This is a genomic window from Staphylococcus sp. CoH_129_LAB_1 (assembly GCF_058191515.1).
The window spans coordinates 18,388-39,214 of sequence record NZ_JBXWKZ010000007.1 but is presented as its reverse complement, the minus strand read 5'-3'; the positions used below and the strand labels follow the sequence as shown (position 1 = coordinate 39,214).

The 20,827-nt window shown below is 29.5% G+C and carries 19 protein-coding genes; 16 read left to right on the top strand and 3 right to left on the bottom strand.

Features of this window, described 5'->3' with window-relative positions; all coding sequences use genetic code 11:
- Positions 1-32: 32 nt before the first annotated feature.
- Entirely contained in the window at positions 33-776 is a 744-nt protein-coding gene (locus AC2FB1_RS03700) for a M50 family metallopeptidase (RefSeq protein ID WP_490673937.1), read from the bottom strand.
- A gap of 174 nt (positions 777-950) precedes the next feature.
- On the opposite strand from AC2FB1_RS03700, the gene tarA reads away from it, so the two are divergent.
- A complete protein-coding gene (tarA, locus tag AC2FB1_RS03695) occupies positions 951-1,718 on the top strand; it encodes an N-acetylglucosaminyldiphosphoundecaprenol N-acetyl-beta-D-mannosaminyltransferase TarA (protein ID WP_490673936.1) in 768 nt (255 codons plus the stop codon).
- A gap of 37 nt (positions 1,719-1,755) precedes the next feature.
- On the opposite strand, the gene tagH is transcribed toward tarA, so the two are convergent.
- Positions 1,756-2,550, bottom strand: coding sequence for a teichoic acids export ABC transporter ATP-binding subunit TagH (tagH, locus tag AC2FB1_RS03690; protein WP_490673935.1), 795 nt, complete (start codon positions 2,548-2,550; stop codon positions 1,756-1,758).
- Positions 2,551-2,864: 314 nt separating this feature from the next.
- Between tagH and AC2FB1_RS03685 the strand changes: the two genes are divergently transcribed.
- The 12 genes from AC2FB1_RS03685 (at position 2,865) to AC2FB1_RS03630 (ending at position 17,404) form a co-directional block, all read left to right on the top strand.
- Positions 2,865-3,677, top strand: coding sequence for an ABC transporter permease (locus AC2FB1_RS03685; protein WP_490673967.1), 813 nt, complete (start codon positions 2,865-2,867; stop codon positions 3,675-3,677).
- Positions 3,678-3,914: 237 nt separating this feature from the next.
- Positions 3,915-5,000 (top strand): teichoic acid glycerol-phosphate primase TarB, encoded by a 1,086-nt coding sequence (tarB, locus tag AC2FB1_RS03680; protein ID WP_490673965.1) that lies wholly within the window; start codon positions 3,915-3,917, stop codon positions 4,998-5,000.
- Positions 5,000-6,064, top strand: a complete 1,065-nt coding sequence (locus AC2FB1_RS03675; protein ID WP_490673934.1) for a glycosyltransferase family 2 protein — start codon at positions 5,000-5,002, stop codon at positions 6,062-6,064. The genes tarB and AC2FB1_RS03675 overlap by 1 nt, the downstream gene beginning before the upstream one ends.
- Before the next feature lie 106 nt (positions 6,065-6,170).
- Positions 6,171-6,569 carry a glycerol-3-phosphate cytidylyltransferase gene (gene tagD, locus AC2FB1_RS03670; protein WP_490673933.1) on the top strand — a complete coding sequence of 133 codons (399 nt, stop codon included), beginning with the start codon at positions 6,171-6,173 and terminating at the stop codon, positions 6,567-6,569.
- Positions 6,570-6,881: 312 nt separating this feature from the next.
- On the top strand, positions 6,882-8,609 hold the full coding sequence (locus tag AC2FB1_RS03665; RefSeq protein ID WP_490673932.1) for an ABC transporter ATP-binding protein: 1,728 nt from the start codon (positions 6,882-6,884) through the stop codon (positions 8,607-8,609).
- A gap of 163 nt (positions 8,610-8,772) precedes the next feature.
- Entirely contained in the window at positions 8,773-10,944 is a 2,172-nt protein-coding gene (locus AC2FB1_RS03660; RefSeq protein WP_490673931.1) for a bifunctional glycosyltransferase/CDP-glycerol:glycerophosphate glycerophosphotransferase, read from the top strand.
- 283 nt (positions 10,945-11,227) lie between these two features.
- The gene (locus AC2FB1_RS03655; RefSeq protein WP_490673930.1) at positions 11,228-12,460 is read left to right on the top strand and encodes a NupC/NupG family nucleoside CNT transporter; all 1,233 of its coding nucleotides are present in this window, start codon (positions 11,228-11,230) and stop codon (positions 12,458-12,460) included.
- Positions 12,461-12,967: 507 nt separating this feature from the next.
- Positions 12,968-13,801 carry a YitT family protein gene (locus tag AC2FB1_RS03650; protein WP_490673929.1) on the top strand — a complete coding sequence of 278 codons (834 nt, stop codon included), beginning with the start codon at positions 12,968-12,970 and terminating at the stop codon, positions 13,799-13,801.
- Positions 13,802-13,988: 187 nt separating this feature from the next.
- Positions 13,989-14,780 carry an ABC transporter ATP-binding protein gene (locus tag AC2FB1_RS03645; protein ID WP_490673928.1) on the top strand — a complete coding sequence of 264 codons (792 nt, stop codon included), beginning with the start codon at positions 13,989-13,991 and terminating at the stop codon, positions 14,778-14,780.
- Between the two features lie 286 nt (positions 14,781-15,066).
- The gene (gene dhaM, locus AC2FB1_RS03640; RefSeq protein ID WP_490673927.1) at positions 15,067-15,447 is read left to right on the top strand and encodes a dihydroxyacetone kinase phosphoryl donor subunit DhaM; all 381 of its coding nucleotides are present in this window, start codon (positions 15,067-15,069) and stop codon (positions 15,445-15,447) included.
- 118 nt (positions 15,448-15,565) lie between these two features.
- Complete coding sequence (locus tag AC2FB1_RS03635; RefSeq protein WP_490673926.1) at positions 15,566-16,069, top strand: hypothetical protein; 504 nt, start codon at positions 15,566-15,568, stop codon at positions 16,067-16,069.
- A 267-nt stretch (positions 16,070-16,336) separates the two neighbouring features.
- A complete protein-coding gene (locus AC2FB1_RS03630; protein WP_490673925.1) occupies positions 16,337-17,404 on the top strand; it encodes a YkvI family membrane protein in 1,068 nt (355 codons plus the stop codon).
- 137 nt (positions 17,405-17,541) lie between these two features.
- On the opposite strand, the gene AC2FB1_RS03625 is transcribed toward AC2FB1_RS03630, so the two are convergent.
- A complete protein-coding gene (locus AC2FB1_RS03625; protein ID WP_490673924.1) occupies positions 17,542-18,048 on the bottom strand; it encodes a GNAT family N-acetyltransferase in 507 nt (168 codons plus the stop codon).
- 93 nt (positions 18,049-18,141) lie between these two features.
- On the opposite strand from AC2FB1_RS03625, the gene AC2FB1_RS03620 reads away from it, so the two are divergent.
- From AC2FB1_RS03620 to AC2FB1_RS03610, 3 genes are read left to right on the top strand one after another with little or no spacing between them, the layout of a single operon-like run.
- Positions 18,142-19,065, top strand: a complete 924-nt coding sequence (locus tag AC2FB1_RS03620) for an NAD(P)H-binding protein (RefSeq protein WP_490673964.1) — start codon at positions 18,142-18,144, stop codon at positions 19,063-19,065.
- A 14-nt stretch (positions 19,066-19,079) separates the two neighbouring features.
- A complete protein-coding gene (gene graR, locus AC2FB1_RS03615; protein ID WP_490673923.1) occupies positions 19,080-19,754 on the top strand; it encodes a response regulator transcription factor GraR/ApsR in 675 nt (224 codons plus the stop codon).
- Positions 19,747-20,787: a sensor histidine kinase gene (locus tag AC2FB1_RS03610; RefSeq protein ID WP_490673921.1), complete on the top strand. Its 1,041-nt coding sequence runs from the start codon at positions 19,747-19,749 to the stop codon at positions 20,785-20,787. The genes graR and AC2FB1_RS03610 overlap by 8 nt, the downstream gene beginning before the upstream one ends.
- The last annotated feature ends 40 nt before the right edge of the window (positions 20,788-20,827 follow it).

Below are 20,827 nucleotides of genomic sequence, written 5' to 3'. Positions count from 1 at the left end.
CATCTATTCATTTTGAATCTGATGAACCGTTCTTAAATCATAAATTTGTATATTAAATATAATGAGATACCGTTAATCATAATCCAAAATAGACTATAAAATAACGTCGGTAAATGTGTCAATTCAGCTAAAGCATTACCATCCCAACGTGTTTTTCTTTTTTGTAATGTTAATGATATTATTGTCCAACTAGATTGTAGAACTTCTCCTAATAGTACTCCTAAGATGAGATGGTATAAGGTGATAACGATATAAATAATAACGAATTGATTATTGGCGTGCAATAAAAAATACAATAGCGAAATAAAAATCATTAAAACAATAATGGGAGACAATTTTCGAGACGTTAAAATAAGATAATATATAAATATCAAACTATATATTATTAAAAATAAGCTTGGGTAATTAAAATGAATTGTACCAAACCCTATTATTAACATGATTGGTGGCATGACATATCCACCTAATGTAGTAAAAGCTTGTCCGATAACTGATTTAGATTGTGTAATGGCATAACCTTGTTGTGACGTTTCTTTACGTTCACTAGGGCGTACAATAATGACAATATCTTTAGCATGCCCTCCACTTAACTTATTAAATAGAATATGACCCATTTCGTGAGTCAGTACTGGAATATAATTTAGATAAATATCTAAATATTGATTAAAAGAACGGTGTCGATTTTGATGAATAATTATATAGAATATTGCTATAATAATGATTAAATAAATATTTAAGATAATATTCGTAGTTAAAAATTGTTGCAAATAATCCATAATCAACCTCACGTTAATAGTATAACTTCTATTATAAAACATTAAGGTGAATTGGTCGTTTAGACTTTAGATGTATTTTTTAATAAAATGGCAAAAATAATATACGATTAATTAGTTGAAATTATTACGAATTACTGCATATAAAGAGAGTAAGAAAACAAGGAGTTAACGTAAATGTATAGTCCAAAAAAGAAAAAAAATAATAAAGTAGATATATTAGGCGTGCAATTTGATAATGTGACAATGTTGGATATGATTGAAAATGTTAAACATTTTCTTAAAAATAATACAAATGATAATTTGTTTATTGTAACTGCTAATCCTGAAATCGTAGTGTATGCTTCTGAACATGTAACCTATCGAAAGCTTATAAACAGTGCAAATTATATCATTGCGGATGGTACAGGTGTAGTTAAAGCTTCAAATAGGTTGAAGCAACCATTAAAACGGCGTGTACCAGGCATTGAACTTATGGAAGAATGTATTAAACTTGCACACCAACAAAGTCAAAAAGTATATTTATTAGGCTCAAAAAATGAAATTGTTGCCCAAGCACAAGACAATTTACAACGTAAATATCCTAATGTTACTTTTGAGTATCATCATGGGTATATTGATTTGTCTGATGAAACCGTGGTGAAAAGAATTCAACGTTTTAATCCTGATTATTTGTTTGTTGGAATGGGTTTTCCAAAGCAAGAAGAGTGGATTCAAAAAAACCTAAGTCATTTTAAGCATACGGTAATGATGGGGGTAGGTGGATCGTTAGAAGTATTTAGTGGTACTAAAAAAAGAGCACCTCGAATTTTTAGAAATTTAAATATTGAATGGGTATATCGATTACTTATCGACTGGAAGCGGATCGGTCGTATAAAGAATATTCCTAAATTTATGTTTAAAGTTTGGAGATTGCAAAATAAGAAGGAAAATAAAAGAGGCTAAGACTTAAGCACACGAATGGCTTAGGTCTTTACCTCTTTTACTTTACAACAAAACGTTTTTCATCAAGTTGTTTTCTAAATGCTTTTTGATCTTTTTTAGATTTTTTCTTAAAATCTTTTAAAAATTGTTCGTATTTAGGCAAGACTGTATCTAATTCACCGAATTCTTTTAGCTTTCCGCCCTCAATCCAAGCGATTTTAGTACAGAATTCACGCACTTGTCTGATATTATGGCTTACAAAGAAAATAGTTTTATTTGCTTCTTTAAACTCATATATTTTATCTAAACATTTCTGAGTAAACGTTTGGTCACCAACAGATAGTGCTTCATCGATAACTAAAATGTCAGGATTAATAGTTACATTGATGGAGAAGCCGAGTTTCGCACGCATACCGCTTGAATAATTTTTAACGGGTTGATAGATAAATTCGCCAAGCTCACTAAATTCGATAACTTGAGGCATAAGTCTTTTAATTTCCTTCTTTTTAAACCCCATACAAAGCATTTTAAATTCGATATTTTCAATGCCAGTAAGTCTTCCGTTTAACCCGGCATTAATCGCGATTACACTTACTTCACCATGACGATCTATACTTCCAGAACTTGGAGATAATGAGCCACCAATCATATTACTTAATGTGGATTTTCCTGAACCATTGATACCTACTAAACCAATAACATCGCCTTCATAAGCAGTGATGGATACATCATCTAAAGCAAAGAAAGTTTTATTTTTATTTTTAGGAATTAATGCATCTTTGATACGTTCTTTATTATTACGATATATTCGATATTCTTTTGTTACATGATTTATGTTAACAGATACGCTCATGATTTTTCCTTTCTTATAATTTATTATATAGATTATAATACATCACTCAATAGTTGTTAAATTTATTAACCTAGTGTAAAGTGTATATGAGATTTTGTATCTTTTTTGTAAACAATATATTAATTTTACTTTCTTTTCTATATTAAGTCTATCCTAATAAAATTTTTGACTAATAAGTTAAGTGAATATACAATGAATACATTTGAATCATTTTAAACGTTGCTTTAGAAATTTTATAACAAAACGATTTTATTCAATAGTTAAAGAAATTAAAAGCCATTATGAATCTACAATTGAAAGTGTGGTTTATTTCAATGTCGGCAGTAGGAACTGTTTTTAAAGAGCATATAAAAAACTTTTATTTAGTGCAACGACTTGCACAATTTCAAATAAAAATAGTAAATACAAATAATTACTTAGGTATGGCTTGGGAATTACTTAACCCGGCACTTCAAATTATGGTGTATTGGTTTGTTTTTGGTATGGGAATTCGTAGCAATCAACCGATACACGGCATTCCATTTATTTTATGGTTACTAGTAGGAATTAGTATGTGGTTCTTTGTTAATCAAGGAATTCTTGAAGGTACGAAATCAGTATCTACGAAGTTTAATCAAGTAGCGAAAATGAATTTTCCTTTATCGATTATTCCAACGTATATTGTAACAAGTAAATTTTACGGTCATATTGGCTTGTTAGCACTGATTATTGCAATTTGTATGGGAAATGGCATCATGCCCTCTATTCATATTGTACAATTATTAATTTACGTGCCGCTAACATTTTTCTTTGTGGCTTCTGTAGCACTTTTTACATCAACGCTTGGAATTATTGTTCGTGATACACAAATGATTATGCAAGCATTATTAAGAATTTTATTCTATATGTCTCCTATTTTATGGATACCAAAAGATACTGGGATTAGTAGCGTTATTAATGATATTATGAAATTTAATCCTGTATACTTTTTAGCTGAATCTTACCGTGCAGCCATTTTGTTTCATCAATGGTACTTTATTGAGCACTGGAGATTGCTTCTTTATAATATTGTTATTATTATAGTATTTTTTGTATTAGGATCTATATTACATCGTAGATATCGAGATCATTTTGCAGATTTCTTATAAAATAAGAGCTTGATAAATTAACACTTACGTTGTTTAGTAGAGAGCCTGAAATGTATTAGATTGCATTTCAAGCTCTTTAGCATATATATCAAAAATAAAGGTAAAATATAGACTGATTCGACAAAGATGTATGTGAAAATGATAAGGAGTAGAGACAAAATCAATGTATTTCTGTCCTACTCTTTCTTTATAAATGTTAAAATTTATTTTATTAACGAGTAAGGGGATTAAATGATGATAAGAGTAGTGATAAAAAATATTTATATGATACTTATTACTATCGTAAACCAGATTTTTCGATTTAAACGACTAAAATCTAATCATATTGCTGTTTTAATGACATTTCCCGAGGACGTTATGCCAATAATTGAGCAATTAAGTCAGAAAGGTTATGAACTAACAGTAATTGCTAAAGAAAAAGAATGGACAAAGCTAAAGCAATTTAAAAATGTATCTTTTGTCCCAGCTGGAAATAAATATATAGTGAAACATATCAAGACGATAAGTACAGCAAAAGTGATTGTGATTGATACGTATTATCTTATGCTCGGTGGGTATCGTAAGAAAAAAGAACAGACGATTATCCAAACGTGGCATGCCTCCGGTGCTTTGAAAAATTTTGGTTTAACGGATCATCAAGTAGATTTGAATAATAAAAAAATGGTTCAACAATATAAAAGCGTTTATAAAGCTACAGATTATTATTTAGTTGGCGGAGAAGAAATGAGCAGATGTTTTGAAAGTGCTTTTGATGCAAAAAAAACTCAAATGCTTAAATTTGGTTTACCACGATTAACCAAATACTTTACATTAGACCTTAAGACGGAGCAAAAAAAATTAAAAAAATATTATAATATTCCTAATAAATTAGCATTATATGTTCCTACTTATCGTGAAAATCAAGCGGATAATCGTCAAATTGATAAAGCATATTTTGAAAAGCAATTACCTAACTATACTCTAATCAATCAACTTCATCCATCGATTCCTAATAGTGAACATATTGCGACAACATCAGAGTTAATGATGATGGCTGATATAATTATTAGTGATTATAGCTCACTACCAATAGAAGCTAGCTTACTCAATAAACCAACATTATTTTATGTGTTTGACGAAAATGAGTATGAAGAGATTCGTGGGTTGAACCAATTTTATCGTGATATCCCATCATTTTATAAAACGAGACATATAGATGAATTAATGACTAAGATTAAATATAACGAAGAAGAAATAAAACCATTATTTAAAAATTGGCATAAATATAACGATGAAAAAAGCTTAGAAAACGTATTGAAATTTATTGAAAAGTTGGTGAAATAATGAAATTAGCGGTTATTATTCCAGTATACAATGCTGAAAATACAATTCGAAAAGCAATTAAATCGATTGATACAACACATGATGTAGAAATTATTTGTATTAACGATGGATCAACAGATCATACAAAACAAGTGTTAACTGAATTGCAAAAAGAAGTTAAACATCTTATTGTTTATCACCAAGACAATCAAGGAGCGGCCAAAAGTAGAAATATAGGTCTTTCTGCAATGTCTGATGATATCGATGCTTTTATGTTCTTAGATGCAGATGATCAATTTTTACCTGGGAAAATGGATCAAATGATTCAATATTATGAGAAAAATAACCATCTAGATATCGTGATTGGGCAAATAGGTAGAGGAGTAAATGGTGACTGGAAAGTCATTTCAACGCATGAAGACATTCATCGTGAAGCAACTGTTTCTTTAGCAGAAGCACCAGAAATACTTCAATCTATTGGACCAGGCGGAAAGCTATTTAAAGCCAAATTTAATACATTAAGATTTGATGAAGATGTAGTATTTTGCGAAGAACATACATTTGTCACTCGCGCTTATTTGATGGCAAGGGATATCCAGTTACTTCCTTTTATAGTGTATGGGTACAATGAACGAGAAGGTTCCATTACAGATCAACGTGCAGATACGTTTACATCTTATTTAGAAGATGCTAGAAAAGTTCGACGTGAAGTAATGGATATGTTATTACTTGTAAACGAAAAGGCATATTATAGTTATAGAATGGATGACTTAATTGTAAGTTATCTCATTCAAGCATATTTAATTAAATACAGTAAAGTAACATATCAAATTATAGAAAAAATAACTCAATATATCAGAGATATGCAACATACAAACTATTCTGGAGAAGCTTTGTTTAGAATCATACAAGCTGTAGAGCAAAGTGCGAAGCATTGGACACGTGAAACATATGAGTTATGGAGACGTACACTTATTGATGTAGGAATTGGGCGTCCTGGCTTTTTACGTTTTCAAGCACAAGTGATGCCTAAGAAATTAGCATTCAGTGGAAAGCAATCTTTGAAACGTATGATAAATAAGTAAATGATAAAGTATAATTTAAATAATAAAATTAATGGTATGTAAAATATATTTATGCTAAATTAAGATTATTAATAAATGTTAAAAAATTGTAAAGGAGATAGAGATTATGAGAAGAGTCATTACATATGGTACATATGATTTATTACATTATGGTCATATAGAATTGTTGAGAAGAGCTCGTGAAATGGGCGATTACTTAATTGTAGCTTTATCAACAGATGAATTTAATCAAATAAAAAATAAAAAATCGTATTATGATTTTGAACAACGTAAAATGATGCTAGAATCTATTCGTTACGTAGATTTAGTAATTCCAGAAGATGGATGGGGTCAGAAAGAAACAGATGTTGATCGTTATGATGTTGATGTTTTTGTCATGGGCCATGACTGGGAAGGTGAGTTTGATTTCCTAAAAGATAAATGTGAAGTCGTATATCTCAAACGTACTGAAGGGATTTCAACCACTAAAATTAAACAAGAGTTATACGGAAAAGATGCTAAATAATTTGATGGTCAAAGATATGTATGAGATGTTTTAATTGATCTATGTATCAATAATTGACTGAATTGAAAATGAAAGGATAATGAATTTGATTTGAATTATCGTTTCTTTATGGATTTTTATGGGAGTGAACAACGAATTCAAAGTGAATTCTGGGACACTCCTATTTTCATGTGACAAAATAATTGAGATAACATGTTATACTAAACACTAATTAGCACCATAATAGTTAAATTATGCTTAACTATTTTTAAAATTAAAATAAGCATAAAATAAGATATTAAAATGTAAATTGACAACTAAAGAGGTATATATATGAAAGAAGAAAATCCTTTATTTTTTCTATTTAAACGATTGTCTTGGCCATACGGTTTAATTGTAGCTGCTGTTATTATTTCTTCTTTAGGAAGTCTTAGCGGTCTATTAATTCCTCTCTTTACGGGGCGTTTAGTAGACAAGTTTTCTACTAATAATATTAATTGGAATATTGTTGTTTTATTTGCTGGTATATTTATTGTGAATGCGTTACTTAGTGGTTTAGGTATTTATCTACTGAGTAAAATTGGGGAGAAAATGATTTTTGGTATCCGTTCATTATTATGGGAACATATTATTAAACTGAAAATGCCATTTTTTGACAAAAATGAAAGCGGTCAGTTGATGAGTCGTCTTACTGATGATACGAAAGTAATCAATGATTTTATTTCTCAAAAATTACCCCAATTATTGCCAGCTATTATTACATTGATTGGATCTATTATTATGTTATTTATAATGGATTGGCAAATGACTCTGCTAACTTTTATAGCTATTCCAATATTTATGGGCATTATGATTCCTCTTGGAAGACGTATGCAAAAAATTTCAAGACATACACAATCAGAAATTGCTAATTTTAGTGGATTATTAGGTCGTGTTTTGACAGAAATGCGTCTAGTAAAAGTTTCAAATACTGAACAAAAAGAATTAAATAATGCACATTATAACTTAAATGAAATTTATAAATTGGGTTTACGACAAGCAAAAATCACAGCAATTATTCAACCTATTTCAAGTGTCATTATGTTATTAATGATAGCAGTCATCTTAGGTTTTGGAGCAATTAGAATCGCTACGGGTGCTATCACAGCAGGTACTTTAATTGCTATGATTTTTTATGTGATGCAATTATCTATGCCTCTTATGAATTTGTCCACACTTATGACTGATTATAAAAAAGCGGTAGGCGCAAGTCAGCGTATTTATGAAATTTTGCAAGAGCCTATTGAACCAATGGAACAGTTAGAACCTATTGCTAATAGACATATTGAGAATGGAGCACTTGAATTTAACAACGTAGAATTTAAGTATGATGTAAAAACAATTCTTGATAACGTATCATTTCGTATACCTCAAGGCGACATTAGTGCTTTTGTTGGCCCTTCTGGTTCCGGAAAAAGTACCATTTTTAATTTAATTGAACGTATGTATGATATCGATAATGGGGATATTACATATGGTAATGAAAGTATTTATGATATTCCAATTACAAATTGGCGTAGCAAAATTGGATATGTCATGCAGTCAAATTCTATGATGACTGGAACTATCCGAGACAATATTTTATATGGTATTAATCGTAAGGTGTCAGATAAAGAGTTAATCAAATATGCAAAACTAGCGAATTGTCACGATTTTATTATGCAATTTGAGGAAGGATACGATACATTAGTAGGTGAACGTGGATTAAAATTGTCCGGTGGTCAACGCCAACGTATTGATATTGCTAGAAGTTTTGTAAAAAATCCAGATATATTATTACTTGATGAAGCTACAGCGAATCTTGATAGTGAAAGTGAACAAAAAATTCAAGAAGCTTTAGAAGTATTGATGAAAGGTAGAACAACGATAGTGATTGCCCACCGTCTATCTACTATTAAGAAGGCTGGTCAAATTATTTTTATTGATCAAGGACAAGTGACTGGTGAAGGTACACATGATGAATTAATGCATCATCATGAAAAATATCATCAGTTTGTGACTACACAAAATTTAAATAAATAATGAATATTGAACATCTAAACTTTTTGATGATATATTAATATGAAACTTTACTTTGTAGAAGTAGATTAGAATAAAATCTTAAGTGAATAAGATATAGTTAGTACACAAATACATTACTTAAAAACTAATTGAATAAACATAAATAAAATTGGAGAGAATGATATTGAATAAACTATCAGTAATTATTACGTATTTTAATAGTGAAGAATATATTGAAGACTGTATTAATAGCTTAAAAAATCAAAGGAATCAAGATTTTGATGTCATTATTGTAGATGATGGTTCTACGGATAATTCAACACAAATCTTAAATACAACGTTAGCATCTTATGATAAAAATGTGACGTTTATTCAACTTGAGACAAATACTGGTCATGCACATGCTAGAAATATAGCTTTAGACTCAGCAGAAGGTCAATATGTGATGTTTTTAGATGCGGATGATCAATTAGCTTCATATGCTATTGAATATTATTTAAATCATATTAATGGTTTAGATACATTGATTGCGCCAATACACAAATTTACAATGCAACGTCCTCAATATGTAGACAAAGATAAAATACGTTTGCAATACCGTTCACATCATTCAAATCCTAATTCAATTTTAAGAAAAGAAACTGCATGTAATATTTTATTTAGAAATGCAATTATTAAAGCACATAACATTAAATTTAATGAAGAGTTAAATATTTTCATTGATACTTCTTTTGTATTAGATTATCTAAAATATGCTGAAAATTTTGTTAGAATAGTTAATTTCCCATTTTATTATCGCGGTGAAGTATATGATCCATTTAATGGTAATACATTAAGTGATCAAGATTTTATTTATAAATTTGAAGATTACACAAATAGTTTCTTTGATGCTATGCAAAGAACTACAAATAAAGAAGTTAAGAAATTTTTAGTTCAAAGAATGAAAAATGAAATTAAAAAAGGTTTTGATCCCTCACTTAGAGATATTAAAGCAAGATATATTGCTTTAGAGCACACTCTAGTTAAAGTAGTAAAAGCACTAAAATGGAATATTATTAAAGATGGTAAGTTGTTATATAATCTTGAAATCATATTTTTATCTATGGATGATATTGAAAATGCAAGATATGTGAATGAATTACGTAAAAAAACACGTTTATTTAAAAGTATTCTTACAAATAGTAAGATGAAAGAACGTGCTAAATATCAACTTACAGATAATGAAAATATGGTAGATCCACATACGATTGTATTTGAGTCGTTTGGTGGCAAAAATTACAGTGATAGTCCAAAGTATATATATGAATATATGCAACAACACTATCCACAATATAATTATATTTGGGTCTTTTCTAAACCCGATAACAACATTATTCCTGGAAATGCAACTAAAGTAAAAAAAGGTTCCAAAGAATACTATGAAGCTTATGCTAAAGCAAAATATTGGATTTCAAATGCTCGATTACCGTTGTATTTAAATAAAAAAGACAATCAAGTGTATATTCAAACTTGGCATGGCACACCATTAAAACGTTTAGCAAATGACATGAAAGTGGTAAGAATGCCAGGAACGACAACAGCAAATTATAAAAAGAATTTTTATAGTGAATCATCTCGTTGGAATTATTTAGTATCTCCAAACCGATATTCTACAAATATATTTAAATCAGCATTTTGGATGGATGAAGAGAGAATTTGGGAAATTGGTTATCCGAGAAATGATGTTTTAGTTACAAGACAAAATGACACAGAATATATAGAACAAATTAAAAAAGATTTAAATTTACCGAAAGATAAAAAGGTTATTATGTATGCGCCAACTTGGAGAGATGATGAATTTGTTAAAAAAGGCCAATATTTATTTGATTTGAAAATAAATTTAGCTAATTTAAAAGAGCAAATTGGAGATGACTATGTCATTTTACTAAGAATGCATTATCTTATTGCAAATGCATTAGATTTAACTGGATATGATGACTTTGCTATTGATGTTTCAAATTATAATGATATTTCAGAATTATACTTAATATCTGATGCTCTCATTACTGACTATTCGTCTGTTATGTTTGATTATGGTATTTTGAAACGTCCTCAATTTTTCTTTGCTTATGATATTGAAAAATATGATAAAGGTCTTCGTGGCTTCTATATGAATTATATGGAAGATTTACCGGGGGAAATTATTACAGATGAATATAAACTTGCAGAAGAATTAAAACACTTAGATATGCATAAAGAAAAATATAAAGATAAAATTGAAGCATTCTATAATAATTTTTGTTCAATTGAAAAAGGCCAATCTTCTAAATTTATAGCAGACTATATCAATAACGATATTCATAAACATGAATCATAAAATCAATGATATAAAGAGTGGGAGGGAATTTACTTTAAATTCATTTTCTCCCATTCTTTTTTGTATAAAAGTATTAGATTTAAATAGTAGTTATAATGAATCATATTAAAAAAGAAAAATAGATAACTCTTTTATTTAATATGATATTTTAACGAACATTTTCTCATGGTATAATGTTTAATATACTTTTTACAGAACATTAGGTGCTTTTTCGTAAAAATAGTACGGTTCTATTTAAAGATGATATGATACATATTAATTTTAAAATGTGGGTAGGTGTCTTATGTTTTTACTAATAAATATCATTGGATTACTTGTATTTTTAGGAATGGCAGTTTTATTTTCTAGAAATCGCAAACATATTCAATGGAAATCTGTATTAATTCTCGTTCTTTTGAATCTATTCTTAGCATGGTTCTTTGTATATTTCCAAATTGGAAGATCAATTGTTGAAGGTTTAGCGGCTGCTATTGCTTGGGTCATTCAATCAGCTCACACTGGAACAGGCTTTGCATTCAGCAGTTTTACAAGTGGTAAACAAATGGATATGGCAGTAAGTGCTTTATTCCCAATTTTATTAGTTGTTCCACTATTTGATATTCTTATGTATTTTAATATTCTTCCTAAAATTATTGGTGGAATTGGTTTCGTACTAGCAAAAATTACACGTCAACCTAAGTTTGAATCATTCTTTGGTATTGAAATGATGTTTTTAGGAAACACAGAAGCACTTGCAGTTTCTAACGAACAACTTAAACGTATGAATGAAATGCGTGTATTAACAGTTGCAATGATGTCAATGAGTTCTATCTCTGGTGCTATTGTAGGTGCTTACGTTCAAATGATTCCTGGTGAATTAGTACTAACTGCTATTCCTTTAAATATTATCAACGCAATTATTGTGGCTTCAATTCTAAATCCTGTTACTGTTGAAGAAAAAGAGGATGTTATTTATAGTATTAATAATGGAGAGAAAGTTGAACGTCAACCGTTCTTCTCTTTCCTAGGAGATTCAGTATTAAATGCGGGTAAATTAGTATTAATTATTATTGCATTCGTTATTAGTTTTGTAGCTTTAGCTGATTTATTAGATCGCTTTATTAATTTAATTACTGGATTAGTAGGCAGTTGGATGGGTCTGAAAGGTAGTTTTGGTTTAAACCAAATCTTAGGCGTCTTTATGTATCCATTTGCTTTATTGCTTGGCTTACCATGGGGTGAGGCATGGATCGTGGCACAACAGATGTCCAAAAAAATCGTCACAAACGAATTTGTAGTTATGGGAGAAATTACAAAAGTAATTGACACATATAGCGCACATCGTCGTGCAATCATATCAACATTCTTGGTTTCATTTGCAAACTTCTCTACAATTGGAATGATTGTAGGTACGTTAAAAGGAATTGTTGATAAGAAGACATCAGACTTTGTTTCAAAATATGTACCAATGATGTTATTATCAGGTATTTTAGTTTCACTACTTACTGCAGCATTTGTTGGTTTATTTGCATGGTAAAATCTTAAAGCATTTTATAATAAATAATTAGGAGTGACGATTGAATTTGAAATGAATTCTAGGTCACTCCTAATTTTATTATTTATTATATTGTAGGAATAAAAACCAAGTATGCAAAGTGAGGAAACACTTTATATACTTGGTTTTTATGGGAAATGAATATTAATGTACTTGTAACGGTAAGGACTAGGTACTGTCACAGTACTTCGAGCAAAATTTGTTTTGTTACTATAAACAACACAAAGGAGATAACTTCTTGTAATTAAGAAGTTATACATAGTATAGCAAATTAAAGTGTATAAGTAAACGAAAAATTCAGAAAATTTGAACTTATTTTTTGATATACATAACTATCAGCTGTCTATGTATATCATAATTAAATTATTTCCTTATATTTTAATTTATTTAAAATTTATTAATATATTTATTTTTAAAATGCATATTGTAGTGAATTAAGAGAGTATGCTAACATTTTAATAATCATAATTGTAAAAGGGGTAGGTATTATTGAATAAAAACATAAAAAATATACTTCTAGTTATACTTGGATCATTTATATTTTCAGCTGGTGTAAATGCGTTTACTATCTCAGGGAATTTAGGTGAGGGTGGTGTGACTGGTATTGCTATTGTTTTATATTATGCTTTCCATATTTCACCGGCCCTTACAAATTTTGTTACCAATGCGATACTTATTGTTATTGGATATAAATTTTTAAGTAAGAAAAGCACGGTACTAACTATCATTGCTACTGTACTTATTTCAGTATTTTTAAGTCTTACTGAATCATGGCATGTAAATACTGAAAATATCATAGTCAATGCCATTTTTGGAGGAATATGTGTTGGTTTAGGTATTGGAATTATTGTTTTAGCAGGCGGCACTACAGCTGGAACAACCATATTAGCAAGAATAGCTAATAAATATTTAGATGTTAGTACAGCGTATGCACTATTATTTTTTGATCTTATTGTAGTAGCAATTTCTCTAACTGTTTTGCCATTAAGTAAAGCATTAATGACTGTGATTTCTTTATATATTGGAACGAAAGTGATGGATTATGTTATTGAAGGGCTTAACACTAAAAAAGCAATGACAATTATTTCGAGCAAGCCTGAAGAAGTAGCTAAGGCTATTGATGAACAAGTTGGAAGAGGTCTTACGATATTAGATGGGCACGGTTACTATAGTAAAGAAGAAAAAGATGTTTTATATGTCGTTGTAGCTAAAACTCAAGTGACACGTGCTAAACGAATTATAAAAAAAATAGATGAGAATGCTTTCTTAGTTATTCATGATGTGCGTGATGTTTATGGTAATGGTTTTTTAATTGATGAATAATAAAAATAAGTCTCTAAAAATTTGAGATATTTTATTTATATTTTGGATTTTTAGAGTTGTTTTTTATAATCAGATAATGTTAAAAAGAATAGGCAAAAATATGTATAGATGATATACTAGAAATAATGATTGAGAACGATTATCATTAAAAATCGCAAATATTTTTATACAAAGGTAGGGCCTATATATGAATCGTTTAAATGCATCACACGTAGATATAGGATATAGAAATACGACAATTATAAAAGAATTAGATGTTCAAATACCTGATGGTAAAGTCACATCAATTATTGGACCGAACGGTTGTGGGAAATCTACATTATTAAAAGCACTCTCAAGATTGATTGAAGTAAAAAACGGAGAAGTGTTACTTGATAATCAAAACATTCAACATCAATCTACCAAAGAAGTAGCCAAAAAAATTGCAATTTTACCGCAGACTCCAGAAGTTACTGATAGTATAACAGTAGAAGAATTAGTTTCATATGGACGTTTTCCACATCAAAAAGGATTTGGAAGATTATCTAAGAAAGATAAAAATGAAATTGAATGGGCATTAAACGTAACAGGTACTATAGAATTTCGCCATCAATCGATTAATGATTTAAGTGGAGGACAAAGACAACGTGTATGGATAGCAATGGCTTTAGCGCAAAGAACAGATATTATTTTTCTTGATGAACCCACAACGTACTTAGACATTTCTCACCAGTTAGAAATTTTAGAATTGGTGCAACATTTGAACGAAGAACTAGGGTGTACTATCGTTATGGTCTTACATGATATTAATCAGGCAATTCGATTTTCAGACCATTTGTTAATCATGAAAGAAGGACAAATTATTGATAACGGATCCACTGACCAAGTATTATCTAAGGAGATATTAGAAAGTGTGTTTAATATAGATGCTGTGTTAGGAGAAGATCCTAGAACAGGAAAACCCCTTTTAGTAACTTATAATTTAATTAAAAAAGAGTGAGGTTAACTTATAAATTCAACAAAATAACTTCAATTATTATGACCCTGAGACGCATTGTCTCAGGCATTTTTAATGTATAGACAATCAATGACTAAGTTCCAGATGGATTTTGTTATGGTATTCTAATAATGTTATGTTTAGCTCGTAAATATTCGCTCTTTCATATCAGTTATCTTATAATGAAAACAAATACTGATTAAAGTTTACTTTAATAAAAATCGATGAGTACTTCTTACTGTTTGAAAGATTTAGTTCGTTATTTAATTTATTTACTGGAGTTGAAATGATGACATCTATAGTTATTATTAGTCATAGTGAAGATATAGCAAAGGGAACTAAAGGTTTATTAAATAAAATGATAAATGGCATAAATGTGATTGCTTATGGTGGAGTAAACGGTGATATTGGAACGTCGTATGATGACATCGAACAATTAATTAACCAGTTAGATGATGATGCATTATGTTTTTATGATTTAGGATCATCAGAAATGAATATAGATTTAGCAATTGATATGTATACAGGTAAGTATCATATTTACAAAGTAAATGCACCTATTGTAGAAGGGAGCTTTACAGCAGCAATGTCTTTAGCTGTTGGTAAAACTGTTAATGAAGCAATTCAAGAAGTAAATAGAGCTTCATTTAAATCTACAGCTTTTAAATAAATAAGTAATTGTAAATTATGACAATTTTTTATATAAAATAAATATTATAAAATGATTCTTTAAAATAAATATGGTAAAATAAATAGCGTAATATTGATAATGAAAGTAGGTGGACATTATGCTACAAGAAGACATTAAACTTTACGTTCTTAACGGCAATTTTGAAGAAGTTAAAAATATAATGTCCAATACTGATTTTATGGAATTCGAAGAAGCATATATATCATGTGCTCATGAGCAAGAAAACATTATGTTTTATACTTGTATACTAGATATGATGAAATCTAACGAAACAGCCGAATTACATGATTTAGCGTTTTTATTATTAGTCTATCCTTTGAGTGAAGTGGAAGGAGCATTAGAAGCGGCGTATTATCACGCAGATGCTTCTATTCAATTAACAAATGGTAAAGAAGTAAAAAGTTTGCTACAAATGCTATTATTGTATGCTATACCAGAACCAGTTATTTCTGATTCTGAAGCGTTTAAAGTAGCTAAACAAATTTTAAAATTAGATCCTAATAATCGTGTAGCAAGAAATGTATTAAAAGATTCAGCTAAACGTATGGATAATGTTATAGTAGATTTTGATGAATTAAAAAGATTTGGAAGTTCAAAGTAATATAGTGGCATATAAGAATTAGATAATAGACAACGATGGTTATTCATTTTTATCTAACTCTTTTTTTATAAAGATTTACTTAGTAACTCAAATATAATTTTTTGTGACAAATTAAAAAAATTTTAAATTTTTAAATTGTTTGTAGAGGTATCAAGACTAGTACTTAGAAGCGATAAGTGTTGTCTCTCAACGTTTATGCACTATTGCATATTATTAGTAGTACGTTATAATGCTCAATGTGTCAAAAATAAGGAGGTTAATCAATAAATGGGGTTAAATAAGGAATCCATAAAAATAGGTTTTGCTTATGTGGGAATTGTAGTAGGTGCAGGATTCTCTACTGGGCAAGAGGTAATGCAATTCTTCACGCCTTATGGTTTATGGTCATATATTGGCGTATTAATATCAGGACTAATCTTAGGATTTATAGGACGTCAAGTTGCTAAGATTGGAACGGCTTTTGAAGCAACAAACCATGAATCAACATTACAATATATATTTGGTAAAAAATTTAGTAAGATTTTTGATTATATTTTAGTCTTTTTCTTATTCGGAATTGCTGTAACAATGATTGCAGGTTCAGGTTCAACATTCCAAGAGAGTTTTGGTATACCTACATGGCTTGGTGCATTAATTATGACAGTCATTATTTATTTAACATTATTATTAGACTTTAATAAGATAGTAAGAGCATTAGGTGTAGTTACACCGTTCTTAATTGTAATGGTAGTTCTTATTGCTGTATATTATCTATTTGCTGGAAGTATTCCTATTAATAAAGTTAATAGTACAGTAGATCATCCAAGTTTATTCTTAGGTATCATTAGAGGGTTAATGTATGGTGGATTAGCTTTCGCTGTAGGATTTAGTACAGTTGTTGCAATCGGTGGAGATGCATCTAAACGTCAAGTATCTGGTGCCGGTGCTTTATTTGGCGGTGTAGTGTATACTGTTTTACTTGCACTTATTAACTTTGCACTACAATCAGAATATCCACAAATTAAAAATGAACAAATTCCAACTTTAAAATTGGCGGGTGAAATTCATCCTTGGCTTGGATTAATTTTAACAGTGATTATGTTGGCAGTAATGTATAATACTATTTTAGGATTGTCTTATTCGTTTGCTGCACGTTTCACTGAGCCATACAGTAAAAAATATCATATATTTATTATCATTATGATGATTGCAGCCTTTATTTTAAGTTTCGTTGGTTTTGCAGACTTAATCAACTTCTTATATAACATTATGGGCGTAGTTGGATTATTTATCGTTGTAGCAGTTCTTATTAAATATTATTTACGTAAAAGTGATAATAAAGATCATATTGCTTAAAATTAATGTAATGGGTAATCTATTAAAAAACTGCCTACGAAGTTAAATAACTCATAGACAGTCTAAAGCAATTCGTGCTATCAATAGCACGAATTGCTTTTTTGCTTTTTGAACGTAGCGTATAATAAATATTGTAATTAAAGTAGTAATTTAGCCATAATATATTTATTGAAATATTGATTATTGATAAGTAATTTGTTTTTTAGTTCCCCTTCAATATTAAATCCAGCGCCTTTAAGTAGCATAATTGCGCGTGAATTTTCGGGAACGACTGAAGCTTGGAGACGTTTAATATCATGGTTAAGGGACCAAGCTTCAACAGCATTAATTAAAGCAAGTCCAATACCTTTTTTTTGATACAATTTAGTAACGCCAAGTGTAATGACTGCTTCGTGTTGTGTGCGTTCGTATTTTTCAGTAGTAACTAGTATATATCCAACGAGTTGGTTATCTTCTTCAGCTACATATATTGTATTTCTCGGAGAAGTGATGATACGCTCTAGTAGTTTGCTTATAGAAGAAACACTAGGGGTAAATTCTCCAGGATTATAAAGGGTATAATCAGATTCGTCATATACTTTAGTTAATAATGTTGTAAAAGCTTCGGTATCTTTTATACTAATTTCACGAATAATATGAGCCATTCGGCTTCCTCCTGAGATAGTAATATAACATATATTATACCAATTATTTTAAAAATATACATATTTAGAATTTTAAAAAGGAGTAATAAAATGATGAAACCTAATGTATTATTAGCTGGTGGTAGCGGATATATAGGCAAGAATATTAGTAGTGTAATAAAAAACGATGCAAATTTGTTTGCTTTATCCAAATATCCAAATACAAAGAAAGAGTTTAATCGTAATATAGAATGGCTAAAAAAAGATATATATAATTATGAAGATGTTAAATCAGCAATGTCAGATATGGATATTGCAGTCTTTTATTTAGATCCTAATAAAAATTCTGCCAAGCTCACTCAAGCAACTGCACGTGATTTAAATATCATTGCAGCGGATAATTTTGCAAGAGCAGCAGCACAACAAAATGTAAATAAAATTTTGTACGTAAGTGGTAGTCGCTTTGATAACGAGACCATACAGTGTTTAAAAAGCTATGGTGTCCCTGTAGAAACGACTGAAACCTATATCAAGCGCTCTCATATTAACGTAGAGTTACAAGTGTCTAAATATAACGATATACGTACAGCATTAAGAATGATATTACCTGGGAAATGGACTTTAGAGCAGCTAGTTGCTTATTTTTTTAAATGGTTAAATGATACACGTGGTACATTTTTACACACGAAACATATAGAAAATCAATATATCATATATGCTCGTAATGAGTTTAAGCCTCTATTAGTAATGGAGAAAGAAAAAAATGATAATGGTCTGGTTACATTTAATTTAGTAGATGGTTCAATCATAAAAAAAAGTTCTAAAAAACAAGGCAAATTAGAATTTCGCCAAATTAAAGGAACACGTTTAGTGATTGTTCAACTATATGATTATATTCCTAAATTGCTATGGCCACTTTATTATTTTTTCCAAGCGCCTGTACAAGGGTTAATTATGAGAGGGTTTGAAATTGATTGTCGTATTAGACATTTCAATGGACGCGTGCAATCAGGAGAAAAAATGAAATATACAAAGTGATAGGATGAAAACTTATGCAAATATTATTAGTAGAAGATGATCAGACACTTTTTCAGGAACTAAAGAAAGAATTAGAAAATTGGGATTTTTTTGTATATGGTGTAAATGATTTTAGTAATATAATGGAAACATATGATAATGTACAGCCAGAAATCGTTATAATGGATGTGCAATTACCTAAATATGACGGATTCTATTGGTGTCGTCAAATTAGACAAGTATCTAATGTCCCTATTTTATTTTTATCATCACGCGATAATCCTATGGATCAAGTGATGAGTATGGAATTAGGTGCAGATGATTATATGCAAAAGCCTTTTTATACTAATGTATTAATTGCGAAGTTACAAGCAATTTATCGACGTGTGTATCAATTTGGCGCAGAAGAAAGACGTACATTGAATTGGCAAGATGCGTTAGTAGATCTTTCAAAAGATAGTATTCAAAAAGGTGATAAAGTTATCTATTTATCTAAAACTGAAATGATTATTTTAGAGATGTTAATCCAAAAACAAAATCAAATTGTGACTAGAGACACATTAATTACAGCTTTATGGGATGATGAAGCATTTGTTAGTGATAATACATTAACAGTAAACGTAAATCGATTAAGAAAAAAATTAACTGAAATTGATATGGAAACAGAAATTGAAACTAAAGTAGGTAAAGGGTATATGGCACATGAGTAATGTGAAATGGTTTTGGCTATTTCTTAAAACACGAAGTAATTGGCTATTTTGGATTGTTTTTTTACAATTTGTGTTATTAGGAATGGCATATATAGATTACGATATGGCAATTGAAAGTGTAGCGTATATTGTTTCATTAAATATGGGTTTAACGTGTATATTTCTCATTTTTACTTTCTTAAGAGAAGTAAAATTATATCAACATTTTTATAATAATAAGGAAATTGAAGAAATTAAACATAAAGAATTAGCTGAAAATCCATTCCAACAGGAAATGGTGGACTATTTATATCGTAAATTATTGTTTCAAAAAGAAAGAGTTACTGAGCAACAAATTCATATACAAGAATCCGAACAATCGTTAACTGAATTCGTTCACGATATTAAAACGCCTGTTACAGCAATGAAATTATTAATTGATCAATCTGAAGATATAGAACGTAAGAAGGCATTACTTTATGAATGGTCAAGAGTAAATGAATTATTAGATAAGCAACTATATTTAACACGTCTTGAATCTAAAAATAGGGATATGTATTTCGAAAAAGTGCCATTAAAACGTTTAGTGATAGAGGAAATTCAACTTACTCGTCATATCAGTCAAGTTAAAGGTATTGGTTATGAATTAGAGTTCGACACGAATCCAGAAGTATTTACAGATGTCAAATGGTGTCGGATGATGATTAGACAGATTTTATCTAACTCTTTAAAATATTCTCAAAGGAAAGATATTGTTATTCGATCGTTTAATAAAAAAGGCCATATCGCTTTGGAAATTACTGATCATGGTCGAGGCATTAGTGCTAAAGATTTACCACGTATTTTTGAAAGAGGGTATACTTCAACTGCAAATCGCAATGAGACAACTTCTTCTGGAATTGGTTTATATTTAGTTGAAAGTGTAAGACATCCATTAGGAATTGATGTAGAGGTGGAGTCAACGGTGGGAGAAGGAACAACATTTATTTTAACGTTCCCTATGCAAAACGAAGTTATAGAAAGAATGTCACAAGAGACAATAAATCTATCATAAAGATGTCGTTAAAGTGGTAAATGAAGTGAGCGGAACCTGA